Consider the following 12456-nt stretch of genomic DNA (forward strand, 5'->3'; position numbering starts at 1 on the left):
TGACATTCGACACGGACAAGCACCGATGACCGACACCACCGCCCCGAAGAAACCCGCCGCCAAGAAGCCGGCCGCTCCCAAGAAGGCCGCCGCTCCGAAGGCCGCCGCCGCCGTCACGGCCCAGGGCAAGATCGCCCAGGTCATCGGCGCCGTCGTCGACGTTGAGTTCGACGGCCACCTGCCGGGCATCCTGAACGCTCTGGAAACCCAGAACGTCGACCAGAAGACGGGCGAGCCCTTCACCCTGGTCCTGGAAGTCGCCCAGCACCTGGGTGAGAACATGGTCCGCACCATCGCCATGGACACGACCGAAGGTCTGACGCGCGGCCAGGCCGTCGTCGACACCGGCAAGTCGATCATGGCGCCGGTCGGTCCGGGCACGCTGGGCCGCATCATGAACGTCGTCGGCCAGCCGATCGATGAAGCCGGTCCGATCAAGACCACCGAGTTCCGCCCGATCCACCGCGAGGCGCCTTCGTTCGAAGAGCAGTCGACCTCGTCGGAAATCCTGGTCACGGGCATCAAGGTCATCGACCTGATCTGCCCCTACACCAAGGGCGGCAAGACCGGCCTGTTCGGCGGCGCCGGCGTCGGCAAGACCGTGACCATGCAGGAGCTGATCAACAACATCGCCAAGGCTTACGGCGGTTATTCGGTTCTGGCCGGCGTGGGCGAACGCACCCGCGAAGGCAACGACCTGTATCACGAGATGATCGAGTCGAACGTGAACGTCGCCGGCGGCGGCGAAGGCTCCAAGTGCGCCCTGGTCTACGGCCAGATGAACGAGCCCCCCGGCGCCCGCGCCCGCGTCGCCCTGACCGGCCTGGCCCAGGCCGAATACTTCCGCGATGAAGAGGGCAAGGACGTCCTGCTGTTCATCGACAACATCTTCCGCTTCACGCAGGCCGGTTCGGAAATGTCGGCTCTGCTGGGCCGCATCCCCTCGGCCGTGGGCTATCAGCCGACGCTGGCCACCGAGATGGGCAACCTGCAGGAGCGCATCACCTCGACGCAGAAGGGCTCGATCACCTCGATCCAGGCCATCTACGTCCCGGCTGACGACCTGACCGACCCGGCGCCCGCCGCCTCGTTCGCCCACCTGGACGCGACCACGGTTCTGAACCGCGACATCGCCGCCCAGGCCATCTTCCCGGCCGTGGACCCGCTGGACTCCACCTCGCGGATCATGGACCCGCTGGTCATCGGCGAAGAGCACTACCGCGTCGCTCGCCGCGTGCAGGAAACCCTGCAGCAGTACAAGGCGCTGAAGGACATCATCGCCATCCTGGGCATGGACGAGCTGTCGGAAGACGACAAGCTGGTCGTGTCGCGCGCCCGCAAGATCCAGCGCTTCCTGTCGCAGCCCTTCTTCGTGGCTGAGCAGTTCACCGGCTCGCCGGGCAAGTTCGTCGAGCTGGCCGACACCATCCGCTCGTTCAAGGCGATCTGCGACGGCGAATACGACCACCTGCCGGAAGCCGCCTTCTACATGGTCGGCGCCATCGAAGAGGCTGTCGAGAAGGCCGCCAAGATGGCTGCGGAAGCCTAAGCCATGGCCGGTAAGCTGAACTTCTCCCTCGTCGCCCCGGAACGCGAAGTCTTCGCCGGTTCGGTCGATCAGGTCGATGCGCCGGGCGTCGAGGGCGACTTCGGCGTCCTGCCGGGCCACGCGCCCTTCATGACCACTCTGCGCGAAGGCGTGGTGACGGTCTATGACGGCGCCCAGCGCCGCCGCTTCGAGGTCAAGGGCGGTTTCGCCGACGTCAACGGCGAAGGCCTGACCATCCTGGCCGAAGAGGCTTCGGAGCTGACCGCGAACTAAAGGTTCGCACGGCTGAAACGATCAAAGGCCCCTCGCTTGCGGCGAGGGGCCTTTTTCGTGCGCGATGTCCGACGCGTGGGAAGAAGGTGGGGGAAGGCGGCTGGCTAGCCCTACAGCGCCCATTCCCCGAACACCCGCGCCACCTGCTCATAGACCGGGCGTTTGAACGGCACGATCAGGCTGGGCGCCTCTTCGAGCCGCCCCCAGCGCCAGGCGTCGAATTCCGGCTCCCCGTGCGCGTTCAGGTCGATCTCGTCCTCGGCGCCGGTCAGGCGGAAGGCGAACCACTGCTGGCGCTGGCCTTTCAGCCCCTTCCAGCTCTTGGGGCTCGGCAGGCCTTCGGGGAAGTCATAGGGAATCCACTCGGTCGTGCGGCCCAGCAGGGCGATGGAGCGCACGCCTGTCTCTTCGTGCAGCTCGCGGCGGGCGGCGGCTTCCAGGTCTTCGCCGTCGTCGACGCCGCCCTGGGGGAACTGCCAGTTCCACGGCTCGGGCGTGTCGGCGCGGCGGCCGAACCAGACCTGGCCGGCCGGGTTGAACAGGACGACCCCGACGTTGGGGCGATAGAGGGACAGGTCGATGCTCATGCCCTTCGCATACGCCGCCGTCCCGTCGCGGGCTAGGCGTCAACGTCCGGGAAAGGCGTGCGCGGCTAGGGTGGCGTCATGGACAGACGTCATCTGATCGGCCTGACTTTGCATGGCGTGGCTCTCGGCGGCCTCGCGGCGGCCGGCGCCGCGCACGCTTCGCCTGAGAAGAGCGGCGGCGGCAAGGGGGGCTATCTGTCCCTGCCCACCGCCACGGCCACCGTGTTGAGGCGTGACGGACGACGCGGGGTGATGACGGTCGAGACGGGCCTCGACATCGCCGACGGCGCCCTGATGGAACGGGCGCAACTGTCCATGCCGCGTCTCAGCGCCGCCTATAACGAGATCGTCCGTATCGCCGCCGAGCGGCTGCTGCCGGACGCCCCGCCCAATGTCGAATGGCTGGTGGTGGCGCTGCAGCACGCGACGGACGCCATTCTGGGCAAGCCGGGGGCCAAGCTGTTGCTGGGAACGGTGATGGTGGCGTGAGGCGGCCGCCGCTTACCTACACGCACATCTTCCACACACGCCCTCATCCGCCGCATATGCCGTCATCCTGAGCTTGACCCGAGGATGACGGCGTGGGGAAGGCGGCGGGAAGAAGAGCAGGGGGCAGGAGCGGCAGGCGAGGCGGCGTCGCGACGCCCGCTCCTTCAGTCCTGCGTCGGGTCGGGGCGGCTCGTGTCGCCGTAGGTCATGGCCAGGAAGACGTCCTCCAGGTCCGGGTCTTCGGTGGCGATGTCCTTGATGGTCACGCCCGCGGCGCGGACGGCGGCCAGCACCTGTTCGACGCTCGACTCGCCTGTCCGATAGGTGACGACGAAGGCGCCGTTGGCGCGCGGGGCGACCGCGAATCCGTTCAGGGCGGGCAGGGTCTCGGGCGCCGTCTCGGGCGTCACCACGACGTTGCGGGTGTCCAGCCGCTTCAGCAACTGTTCGGTCGGCTCGCAGGCCACGACCTCGCCGCGGTTGATGATGGCGATGGTGTCGCACAGCTCCTGCGCCTCTTCGAGGTAGTGGGTGGTCAGGATCACCGTCACCCCTTCCTCATTGATCTTGCGGACGTACTCCCACAGCTGGCGGCGCAGTTCGACGTCCACGCCCGCCGTCGGCTCGTCTAGGATCAGCACCGGCGGATTGTGCACCAGGGCCTTGGCCACCATCAGGCGCCGCTTCATGCCGCCGGACAGGGCGCGGACATAGGCGTTGGCCTTGTCCGACAGGCCCAGCGCCGCCAGCAGTTCGTCCGAGCGGCGTTCGTCGGCGGGCACGCCGTAGAAGCCGGCTTGGACCTCCAGCGCCTCGCGCGGGGTGAAGAAGACGTCGGCGACGATCTCCTGCGGCACCACGCCCAGCGCCGAGCGGGCGTCGCGCGCCTCATGGTCGATGTCGCGGTCCCAGATGCGGACCGTGCCCTCGGACTTGTTCACCACGCCCGCGATGATGTTGATCAGGGTCGACTTGCCCGCCCCATTGGGCCCTAGCAGTCCGAACATCGAGCCGCGCGGCACCGTCAGATCGACCCCGCGCAGGGCCGTCTTCGGCGGCGACTTGCGCGAGCCCTTGTAGGTCTTCTTCAGCCCCCTGACCTCGATGGCGTTGACGGGCAGGCGGGGCTCTTGGGTCATGGCGCGGACTTCAACTCGGGCAAGGCGGGGCGGACGGCATAGGTAGGGGGCGCGGGGCCGTTCGCCAAGCCGTCGCCGCGCGTGCGGGGACAAGGTTGCGAGACGATATGTAAATGGTGCTTGACGTGTTCGGGCGATGTGTCTAGCTTGCTTGTCAGAAAGACAACTTCCCTTGGATGAGGACACGCCATGACCACCGCCGTCGCCACCCGTAAGCCGCTGACCCGCATTCGCCTGATCGGCTTCATCGCCATGGGGGTCTGCGCCATCGGCTACGCCGGTTTCGCCCTGGCCCTGCTGGCGGGCAAGCTGGACTATCTGCCCATGACCCAGGCGGCGATCATCGCCGCGGTCGCCGCTGTGATCGGCGAGATCGGCCTGTGGGTCGGGGCGGGCTGCCTGGGCCTGACCCTGTTCAAGAAGCGCAAGGCCCTGTTCGACAAGGTGATGGGCCGCAAGGCCGCGCCTTCGGAGGTTTGACCTGACGGTCCGGTCCGCCTAGGAACGGCGCAAAGCCTTTCCAGACCGGACCGGATCATGCCTCCCCGCCATCTCGAAGCCGTCATTCCTCCGCCCGAAGAGATCGTGGTCTCGACCAAGCGCGTCGCCTGCGACGGCGGCGGCGGGGCCCTGGGCCACCCGCTGGTCTATATGGACATGGGCGAGGACGACTTCATCGAGTGCGGCTATTGCGACCGCCGCTTCGTGCTGTCGGACCATCCGCACCCCGAGAGCGAATACCTCGATCCGGCGGCCCGTCCGCCCGAGGCGCACTGAGGCCGGTCGCGCTATGCGTTATCTGCACACGATGGTCCGGGTGAAGGATCTGGACGCCTCGATGCGCTTCTACCGCGACCTGCTGGGTCTGGAGGAGACGCGCCGCGCGGATTACGAGGCCGGGCGCTTTACCCTGGTCTATCTGGCCGCGCCCGCCGACAAGGCCCGCGCCGAGGCCGAGAAGTCGCCCGAGGTCGAGCTGACCTACAACTGGGACGATCAGGGCTACGACGGCGGCCGCAACTTCGGCCACCTAGCGTTCCAGGTCGACGACATCTACGCCGCCTGCCAGCGGCTGATGGACGGCGGCGTGGTCGTCAACCGTCCGCCGCGCGACGGCCACATGGCCTTCATCCGTTCGCCGGACGGGATTTCGATCGAACTGCTGCAGTCGGGTGAGCGTCTGGCTCCGGCAGAGCCCTGGGCCTCCATGCCGAACGTGGGCGCCTGGTGAGCGTTTCGGCGCGGCTGATCCTGGGGCTGGCGGTCCTGAGCCTGGGCGCCTGCGCCTCGGTGACGGAGACCAATCCGTCGCGGACGGCCACGGACATGCTGCTGGTCAACCGCGCCGCCGACCGGGCGGTCGAGGGCCTGACCCTGCCGATCCCCCAGGGCGCGCGCGTCTTCGTCGACGAGACCTATTTCCAGGCCGAGAACGCCCGCTATGCGCTGAGCGCCATCCGCGCCGCCCTGTCGGAAGCCGGCTACGCCATCGTGCGCGAACGCGGCGAGGCCGACGCCATCTTCGAGGTGCGCGCCGGCGCCCTGTCTCTGGACCAGCTGCGCCGGGTGGTGGGCATTCCCGACATGCGGGTGCCGATCAATGAGAGCCTGAACGTCGTCTCCCTGCCGGAGCTGTCGCTCTACTCCAACCGCGACCGCATGGGCGTGGCCGAGTTCTCGGGCTTCCTCTACGACGCCCGCACCGGGATGCCGCTGGGCGCCGTCACGCCGATGATCGGCCAGTACAAGATCCGCAGCCACAAGGCCTTCATGATGATCACCTGGGGCCAGCAGCTGGCCCAGCCGGGCGAACGCGATCCGGGCTCGAGCTGGAAGGAATTCTAGCGCGAGTGCTCAGTCCGTTCGCGGAGCGAGACAGCCGCTTCGGACCGTGTTAGGGCGCAGGTGAGCATAAGGCGTTGGCCGCGCTCATCCGTTCGCCGCCGCCGCAAGAGACGCCCTTGTCCTTCTTCCACGCCGGTCCTGCTCCGAAAGGCTCCGGTCTTCGCCGAGGCGCCCTGCGCGACGGGTTGGATCTGGCGCCGGGGATGAAGGTCGGCCTGTTCGGCGGCTCGTTCAATCCGGCTCACGACGGCCACGCCCATGTGGCGGCCACCGCCATGCAGCGGCTGGACCTGGACCGGGTGGTCTGGCTGGTCTCGCCGCAGAATCCGCTGAAATCCGAGCACGAGACCGCGCCGCTGACCGAGCGCATGAGCTCGGCGCGCGCCGTGGCGGCGAGCGTCGGCCCGGCCATGATCGTTTCGGATTTCGAGACGCGGGCGGGCACGCGCTGGACCGTCGACACCCTGCGCGCCATCGTCGCCCGCCATCCGGGCGTGCACTTCGTCTGGCTGATGGGATCGGACAATCTGGCGGGCTTCCATCGCTGGCGGGGCTGGACCGACATCATGCGGTTGATGCCGGTGGCGGTCATAGCCCGGCCGGGCAGCCTGTTGGACAGCCGCACGGCCCCGGCGGCGGCGCGGTTCGCCCGCTATCGCATTCCCGCCGCCCAGGCCGGACTGCTGCCCAATCTGGAAGCGCCGGCCTGGACCTATCTGACGGCGCCGCTGAATCACCGCTCCTCCACCGCCATCCGCGCGACGCGCGCGGCGGGGTGAAGGCGCGGGCCCGATCCGTCAGTGCGCCGTGCGCGGCGCCCGCGACGACGAGTGGTAGCTGAGGATGCGCCATTCGCCGTTGCGCCGCTCCAGCACGCTGGTGGCGACGCCTTGCCGCTCGACCGGGGCGCGGGCCGCATCCTTGAAGGCGATGCGGAAGCGATAGGTCTCGGTCGCATAGGCCGTGTCGCCCGCGACGACGGCGCGCACGACCGGGTCGATCATCTCGAAGGCCGAGAAGACCAGCAGCTCCGGCCCCAGGTGATGCTCCAGATAGCGGGCGAAGTCGCCCTCGACGCCGCCCTGTTCGAACACCTGGGAGTCCGGCCAGAAGAAGCGGGCGGCGGCCGGGGCGTCCAGGGCGCTGAGGCTGGCGCGATAGCCTTGCAGCACGGCCAGCACCTCGGTCTGCGGCGCCGAGCGCGCGGCGCTGGCCGACTGTGCGGCCTGAGGGGCGGGCTCGTGGGCGGATGCGACGGGGGCATGGGCGATCATGAAGCCGGCCAGGATGGCGGGCAGGGCGGCGACGGGCAGGCGGTTCATCCGGTTTCTCCTTGGGTGAGCGGGGCGCCGGCGCGCGCGCCGGGACGGTTGAGCCATCGACGCAGGAGCCTGCGGCCGGGCTGTTCGACGGCGATGTGAATCACGGCGGCGGCGGCGAGGGTGAGGGCGAGCAACGCGGCCAGTTCGAGGGGACTCATGCGGTAGTCGCCGTGTAGACCCAGCAACGCCTGCATCGCATTGCGCCAGACCATTACCAGCGGAATGTGGACCAGGTAGAGGGCGTAGGAGGCCTCGCCCGCGAACAGCCAGACGGGGTTCGACAGGAAGGTGCGCGCCCCGGACTTGGCCAGCAGGGCCAGGCTGAGGATCAGCGGCCCGGCCAGGGCCACGATCAGCCGGTCGTCCAGCGCGGCCTGCATGGCGGCCAGCATGGCCAGGCTGGCGAGGATCACGGCGGCGATCGCGGTCCTGGGGCGGAGACGCAGGCGCAGGCCCAGGAAGTAGAGACCGATGCCGAACAGGAATTCAGGCAGAATTCTCAGAACGCCCAGATTGTCTTCGGCGCGCGGCAGGATGACGCCGAAGGCCATGCGGTAGCCGGCGTCCAACACAGCGAACAGCGCGATCGCTAGGGCGATCAGGACGACGGGCCGATCCCTCAGGCGCAAGGCGATCCAGGCGTAGACGGGGAAGATCAGATAGGCGAACCACTCGGCGGACAGGGACCAGGCGGGGCCGTTCCACAGCACCATGGTGGAGCGCGGGAACCAGGCCTGGATCAGCAGCATGGACTGGATGAAGTCGGGCGCGTTGAAACGGCCAGGCTCCAGGCCGACGCCGACCAGGCCCGCGCCCAGCACCATGACCAGCATCCCCAGCATGATGGCGGCGTGGGCCGGATAGATGCGGGCGAACCGCGCGACGATGAAGCGCCTGTAGTCCGGCGGTCCATCGCCCTGCAGATAGACGTGGGCGAGGATGAAGCCCGACAGGATGAAGAAGACGTCGACCCCCAGGCGCGCCCGGTTCAGCAGGCCGGCGGCCTCGGGCGGCAGGGTCCACATCAGCTGATAGTGGAAAAGCACCACCCCCAGCGCCAGCAGGAAGCGGACGCTGGTCAGCGGCTCCATCACCGGGGGGAAGGGGTGGGGCGGCGCACGGTCTGACGCCCCGGCCGCCTTGCTTTCGCGCGCAGGCGCAGTCCTGGCGACGGCTTCATTCCTGGTCACGGCAGCGCCCCTCCACGAGCCTGGCTCATGATCCGTCTACGCAGTTTTACGGCGCGCCCCTCGCCGGAGGCCGGCCGGAAGGGAGGCGCGGGGGCGCTGGTCCCTGGCGTGGGTGACGTTTTGCACGAGGCGTGCTATCATCGGCTTTTAGTAATCGCCTCGGAGCCCTCCGCTGACCCCCTCGACCGCGCACGATGCGCAAGACGCCGTTTCGAACGCGGCGCACGAAATGGACCTGATGGATTCCGTCCATTCCGAAGACGGTCAGGCCGAGGATGGCCCCAGTAGCGACGAGCGCCAGCCTCTGCCGGTCGGCGCGACCGCGCTGGAGCAGGCCATCCTCGCCAAACTCGACGACGACAAGGCGCAGGACATCGTCCTGATCGACCTGCGCGGCAAGAGCCCGATGACCGACGCCATGATCGTGGCTTCGGGGCGCTCGCACCGCCACGTCGGCGCCATCGCCGACCACCTGCTGCGCCTGTTCAAGGAATTGGGCCTGGGCAAGGTGAAGGTCGAGGGCCTGCCGCACTGCGACTGGGTGCTGCTGGATGCGGGCGACGTCGTCGTCCACCTGTTCCGCCCGGAAGTGCGCACCTTCTACAACATCGAAAAGATCTGGGCGGTCGATAGCGCCCACCGCGGCGGCCCCGCCCGGGACTGACTTCATGAAGCTGGCGATCGCGGCCATCGGCAAGCCGGGCCGCGGTCCCGAGGCCGCCCTGGCTGACGACTACGCCCGGCGGGCCACCCTGTCGGGGCGGCCCCTGGGTCTGGGGCCCCTCGAACTCATCGACCTTGAGCCGAAGAAGCCCGGCAAGGCGCCGGAGGCCGAGCTGCTGCTCGCCGCCGCCGAGGGCGCGCACCTGATCGCCTGCGACGAGCGGGGGCGCACCTATTCCTCGCGCGCCTTCGCCGACCATGTGGCGGCCCTGCGCGATCAGGGCGAGCGGCGGCTGGTCTTCGTCATCGGCGGCGCCGACGGTCTGGACGAGAGCGTGCGCCGCGCCGCGCGCTCGACCCTGGCGTTCGGACCGCAGACCTGGCCCCACGCCCTGGCGCGCGCCATGCTGGCCGAGCAGATCTATCGGGCCGTGACCATCCTGGCCGGTTCGCCCTATCATCGCGACTGATGCGATCCGGGGCCGTTCTTCTCCTGACCTCCTCTTGCCTGCTGCTGGTCCTTGCCGGACCGGCGGCCGGCCAGCGCACGGCCCAGCCGAACGCCGAACTGACCCGGCTTCAGGCCGAGTATCGCGACGAGACGGCCCGTGCCCGCCGTCTGAGGGCCGAGGCCGCCGCCGCCGCCGAGGAGATCGTCGACCTGGACCGTCAGTTGCGCGAGCTGCGCCGCGCCGAGGCGGAGGACGACGTGCAGCTGGACGCCCAGCGCGCGCGGCTGAAGGAGCTGGGCGATCGTGAAGCGGCCCTGCTCGCCGCCCTGTCGCGCGAGCGCGCGGCGCAGGGGCGGCTGCTGTCCGCCCTGCAGATGATGAGCCGCGAACCGCCGCCGCCTCTGCTGATCCCGGCCGACAAGGCGGTGGACACGGTACGGGCCTCCATCCTGATCCGCGCCATCACGCCCGAGCTTCAGGACCGGGCCGAAACCCTGGTCGAGCGTCAGGCCGAGATCGGCCGCATCCGCCGTCTGGCCGCCCTGTCCAGCGAGCGGCTGTTCACCGTTGAGAGCGCCCAGAACGACCGTCGCGCCGAGATCGAGGGGCTGACGACGCGCAAGACGGCCCTGCGTTCGGTCCTGCGGGCCGAGGCGGCGCGGGCCGAGCGCGCGACCAAGGCGCTGGAGGCGCGCATCCGCGAACTGGGCGGCCAGACGCCTCGGGTCGCCGAGGCGCCGGAAGAGGCCCCGGCCGCCCGCCTGCCTGCGGGCCGCAGCCGCCTGACGCCGCCCATCGCAGGGACGCCCTCGCAACGCTTCGGCGGCCGCTCCGCCGGGTGGAGCTGGCGCTCCAGCCATGAGGCGGTCGGCGCGCCGGCGGCGGGCCGCGTCGCCTACGCCGGGCCGCTGAAGGAATGGGGCGAGGTGGTGATCCTCGACCTCGGCCCCGGCTGGCGGGCCGTGATCGCGGGTCTGGACCGGCTGGAGGTCGAGACCGGCCAGCGTGTCGGGGACGGCCAGACCCTGGGGCGCACCGGCGAGGACGGCGAAGCCTATTTCGAACTACGCCGCCAGGAACGGCCCATCGATCCCGCGCCCTGGCTGCAGTAGCGGGGGCTTTGTCTCCCGCCGTCATCCGCCTTCTCGCCGTTATCCGCCTTCCTGCCGTCATCCTCGGGCTTGACCCGAGGATCGGGCCTTCCGTCTGCGCGGCCCAGGACAGGTCGGGCGCGTCCTGCACTCGATCCTCGGGTCAAGCCCGAGGATGACGGCCAGCGGGAGAGGCGCAGGTGCAGGCGGCAGGCGACAGGCGACGTCCGGCAAGCTCTCTCCCGCCCAACCGCGCGAAATTCCTTTCAAATCGGCGCGGACGCTGTTTGTATCGGCGCAACTGTCGTGCGCGCCGTTGTGGCGCTCGCGCCGCCCTGGACGACCGGAGCCGAAAGCGGATCCGATGGAAAGAGATCGAATGCGTAAACTGCTTCTCGTCGGGGCGGCCGCCCTGGTTCTGGGCGGATCGGCTGCCGCTGTGGCCGGCCAGACGCCGCGTAACGAGACCTTCCGCATGCTGGAGCTGTTCGGCGATGTTCTGGGCATCGTCGAGCAGGCCTATGTCGTTCCTGTCGACAACAAGAAGCTGATCGAGGCCGCCCTGCAGGGGATGATGACGGCGCTCGACCCCCACTCCAATTATCTGCCGGCCACCGCCTTCGGCGACCTGCGCGAGCGGACCTCCGGCGAATATTCGGGCGTCGGCCTGACCATCACCTCCGAGGGCGGGCTGGTGAAGATCATCTCGCCGATGGACGACAGTCCGGCGGGCCGCGCCGGCGTTCAGGCCGGCGACGTCATCAGCGCTATTGACGGACAGAATGCGGCCGGGCTGACCGTGTCCGAGGTGTCGGACAAGTTGCGCGGCGCCACGGGCACCAGCGTCACCGTCACCTTCCTGCGCGACGGCGAGGAGCCGCGCGAGGTCGTGCTGACGCGCGAGGTCATCAAGGTCGAATCCGTCACCGGCCGCCTGGAAGGCGACTTCGGCTACCTGCGCATCTCGACCTTCAACGAGAACACCGGCCGCGAGCTGACCGAGACCATCGAGCGGCTGAAGACCGAGAAGCCGGGCCTGAAGGGCTATATGCTGGACCTGCGCAACAACGGCGGCGGCCTGCTGACGGCGGCCATCGACGTGTCGGACGCCTTCCTGGAGCGCGGCGAGATCGTCAGCCAGCGCGGGCGCAAGCCCGAGGACATCGAACGCTACGCCGCCAAGCCGGGCGACCTGACCGGCGGCCTGCCGGTGGTGGTGCTGATCAACTACGGCTCGGCCTCGGCGTCCGAGATCGTGGCGGGCGCCCTGAAGGACCAGGAGCGGGCCACCGTCGTCGGCCTGACCAGCTTCGGCAAGGGCTCGGTGCAGACGGTGATCCCGCTGCGCGGCGGCCAGGACGGCGCCCTGTCGATCACCACGGCGCGCTACTACACGCCGTCGGGCCGCTCGATCCAGAAGATCGGCATCGAGCCGGACCTGGAGGTCGCTCGTTCCGAGGCCGAGGCGCGCATCGTCTCGCGCTCCAGCTTCATCTATTCCGAGGCGGCCTATTCGACGGCGCTGGACTCCTCCATCGGGGCCGAGCGGAAGGGACCGCACACCCCGCGTGAGGCGCCGGGCGCCGACTACGCCAAGGACAAGGACTATCAGTTGCAGCGGGCGCTGGACGTGCTGCGGGCCGGCGGCGACCTGACCAAACTGGCCGCTGCGCCGGAAGGCGTGGTCATCACCGAACCGGGGCAGGACAAGGTCGAGACCGCCGAGGCTGACACGCCCAAGGTCACGGTCGAGCCGAAAGACCCCCCGGCGCCGCAGCGCGCGCCGGAAATCACGCCGGGGAACGAGCCGAAGAGCGACTGAGGCGCGGCGCTCGAACGTGGTGAACGCGCCGTTA

Annotated in this window: 16 protein-coding genes; 12 read left to right on the plus strand and 4 right to left on the minus strand. The window is 69.3% G+C overall.

From position 1 onward, the window contains the following. Window positions 1-25: 25 nt before the first annotated feature. Together atpD and ABC419_RS03305 are read left to right on the plus strand one after the other, a co-directional pair. Entirely contained in the window at window positions 26-1549 is a 1524-nt protein-coding gene (gene atpD / locus ABC419_RS03300) for a F0F1 ATP synthase subunit beta (RefSeq protein ID WP_412876369.1), read from the plus strand. 3 nt (window positions 1550-1552) lie between these two features. Further along, entirely contained in the window at window positions 1553-1822 is a 270-nt protein-coding gene (locus ABC419_RS03305; RefSeq protein ID WP_003167474.1) for an ATP synthase F1 subunit epsilon, read from the plus strand. Between the two features lie 110 nt (window positions 1823-1932). Here the strand turns inward: ABC419_RS03305 and ABC419_RS03310 are convergent, their stop codons facing one another. Next, complete coding sequence (locus ABC419_RS03310; protein WP_128114902.1) at window positions 1933-2409, minus strand: RNA pyrophosphohydrolase; 477 nt, start codon at window positions 2407-2409, stop codon at window positions 1933-1935. Window positions 2410-2487: 78 nt separating this feature from the next. On the opposite strand from ABC419_RS03310, the gene ABC419_RS03315 reads away from it, so the two are divergent. Then, entirely contained in the window at window positions 2488-2898 is a 411-nt protein-coding gene (locus ABC419_RS03315; RefSeq protein WP_412876368.1) for a Tat pathway signal protein, read from the plus strand. 164 nt (window positions 2899-3062) lie between these two features. Here ABC419_RS03315 and ABC419_RS03320 read toward each other — a convergent pair whose 3' ends face one another. Beyond that, the gene (locus tag ABC419_RS03320) at window positions 3063-4037 is read right to left on the minus strand and encodes an ABC transporter ATP-binding protein (protein WP_046652455.1); all 975 of its coding nucleotides are present in this window, start codon (window positions 4035-4037) and stop codon (window positions 3063-3065) included. A 189-nt stretch (window positions 4038-4226) separates the two neighbouring features. Between ABC419_RS03320 and ABC419_RS03325 the strand changes: the two genes are divergently transcribed. The 5 genes from ABC419_RS03325 (at window position 4227) to ABC419_RS03345 (ending at window position 6661) form a co-directional block, all read left to right on the plus strand. Further along, a complete protein-coding gene (locus ABC419_RS03325; RefSeq protein WP_003166297.1) occupies window positions 4227-4517 on the plus strand; it encodes a hypothetical protein in 291 nt (96 codons plus the stop codon). A gap of 57 nt (window positions 4518-4574) precedes the next feature. Further along, window positions 4575-4814, plus strand: a complete 240-nt coding sequence (locus ABC419_RS03330; RefSeq protein WP_412876367.1) for a zinc-finger domain-containing protein — start codon at window positions 4575-4577, stop codon at window positions 4812-4814. Between the two features lie 13 nt (window positions 4815-4827). Beyond that, window positions 4828-5268: a VOC family protein gene (locus ABC419_RS03335; protein ID WP_412876366.1), complete on the plus strand. Its 441-nt coding sequence runs from the start codon at window positions 4828-4830 to the stop codon at window positions 5266-5268. Further along, window positions 5265-5882 (plus strand): DUF6655 family protein, encoded by a 618-nt coding sequence (locus ABC419_RS03340; protein ID WP_088410579.1) that lies wholly within the window; start codon window positions 5265-5267, stop codon window positions 5880-5882. The genes ABC419_RS03335 and ABC419_RS03340 overlap by 4 nt, the downstream gene beginning before the upstream one ends. A 116-nt stretch (window positions 5883-5998) precedes the next feature. Beyond that, the gene (locus ABC419_RS03345) at window positions 5999-6661 is read left to right on the plus strand and encodes a nicotinate-nucleotide adenylyltransferase (protein WP_412876365.1); all 663 of its coding nucleotides are present in this window, start codon (window positions 5999-6001) and stop codon (window positions 6659-6661) included. A gap of 18 nt (window positions 6662-6679) precedes the next feature. Here the strand turns inward: ABC419_RS03345 and ABC419_RS03350 are convergent, their stop codons facing one another. Next, on the minus strand, window positions 6680-7204 hold the full coding sequence (locus ABC419_RS03350; protein WP_412876364.1) for a YybH family protein: 525 nt from the start codon (window positions 7202-7204) through the stop codon (window positions 6680-6682). Continuing rightward, window positions 7201-8394, minus strand: coding sequence for an acyltransferase family protein (locus ABC419_RS03355; protein WP_412876363.1), 1194 nt, complete (start codon window positions 8392-8394; stop codon window positions 7201-7203). The genes ABC419_RS03350 and ABC419_RS03355 overlap by 4 nt, the downstream gene beginning before the upstream one ends. 229 nt (window positions 8395-8623) lie before the next feature. Between ABC419_RS03355 and rsfS the strand changes: the two genes are divergently transcribed. The 4 genes from rsfS to ABC419_RS03375 all read left to right on the plus strand — a co-directional run bounded on the left by rsfS (window position 8624) and on the right by ABC419_RS03375 (window position 12422). Further along, a complete protein-coding gene (gene rsfS, locus ABC419_RS03360) occupies window positions 8624-9058 on the plus strand; it encodes a ribosome silencing factor (protein ID WP_368923443.1) in 435 nt (144 codons plus the stop codon). A 4-nt stretch (window positions 9059-9062) separates the two neighbouring features. Then, on the plus strand, window positions 9063-9527 hold the full coding sequence (gene rlmH / locus ABC419_RS03365) for a 23S rRNA (pseudouridine(1915)-N(3))-methyltransferase RlmH (RefSeq protein WP_003166290.1): 465 nt from the start codon (window positions 9063-9065) through the stop codon (window positions 9525-9527). Further along, on the plus strand, window positions 9527-10621 hold the full coding sequence (locus tag ABC419_RS03370; RefSeq protein WP_200166338.1) for a murein hydrolase activator EnvC family protein: 1095 nt from the start codon (window positions 9527-9529) through the stop codon (window positions 10619-10621). The genes rlmH and ABC419_RS03370 overlap by 1 nt, the downstream gene beginning before the upstream one ends. A 358-nt stretch (window positions 10622-10979) precedes the next feature. After that, window positions 10980-12422: a S41 family peptidase gene (locus ABC419_RS03375; protein WP_412876362.1), complete on the plus strand. Its 1443-nt coding sequence runs from the start codon at window positions 10980-10982 to the stop codon at window positions 12420-12422. Window positions 12423-12456 lie beyond the last annotated feature (34 nt).

It is taken from the genome of Brevundimonas phoenicis, assembly GCF_047237745.1.
GTDB lineage: Bacteria > Pseudomonadota > Alphaproteobacteria > Caulobacterales > Caulobacteraceae > Brevundimonas.

Bases quoted from the DNA above. Each gene is read 5' to 3' on its own strand.
- ABC419_RS03335 (WP_412876366.1), top strand. From the start codon at position 4,828: ATGCGTTATCTGCACACGATGGTCCGGGTGAAGGATCTGGACGCCTCG.
- ABC419_RS03320 (WP_046652455.1), bottom strand. From the start codon at position 4,037: ATGACCCAAGAGCCCCGCCTGCCCGTCAACGCCATCGAGGTCAGGGGG.
- ABC419_RS03325 (WP_003166297.1), top strand. From the start codon at position 4,227: ATGACCACCGCCGTCGCCACCCGTAAGCCGCTGACCCGCATTCGCCTG.
- ABC419_RS03330 (WP_412876367.1), top strand. From the start codon at position 4,575: ATGCCTCCCCGCCATCTCGAAGCCGTCATTCCTCCGCCCGAAGAGATC.
- rsfS (WP_368923443.1), top strand. From the start codon at position 8,624: ATGGACCTGATGGATTCCGTCCATTCCGAAGACGGTCAGGCCGAGGAT.
- ABC419_RS03375 (WP_412876362.1), top strand. From the start codon at position 10,980: ATGCGTAAACTGCTTCTCGTCGGGGCGGCCGCCCTGGTTCTGGGCGGA.
- ABC419_RS03305 (WP_003167474.1), top strand. From the start codon at position 1,553: ATGGCCGGTAAGCTGAACTTCTCCCTCGTCGCCCCGGAACGCGAAGTC.
- ABC419_RS03315 (WP_412876368.1), top strand. From the start codon at position 2,488: ATGGACAGACGTCATCTGATCGGCCTGACTTTGCATGGCGTGGCTCTC.
- ABC419_RS03370 (WP_200166338.1), top strand. From the start codon at position 9,527: ATGCGATCCGGGGCCGTTCTTCTCCTGACCTCCTCTTGCCTGCTGCTG.
- atpD (WP_412876369.1), top strand. From the start codon at position 26: ATGACCGACACCACCGCCCCGAAGAAACCCGCCGCCAAGAAGCCGGCC.
- ABC419_RS03350 (WP_412876364.1), bottom strand. From the start codon at position 7,204: ATGAACCGCCTGCCCGTCGCCGCCCTGCCCGCCATCCTGGCCGGCTTC.
- rlmH (WP_003166290.1), top strand. From the start codon at position 9,063: ATGAAGCTGGCGATCGCGGCCATCGGCAAGCCGGGCCGCGGTCCCGAG.
- ABC419_RS03310 (WP_128114902.1), bottom strand. From the start codon at position 2,409: ATGAGCATCGACCTGTCCCTCTATCGCCCCAACGTCGGGGTCGTCCTG.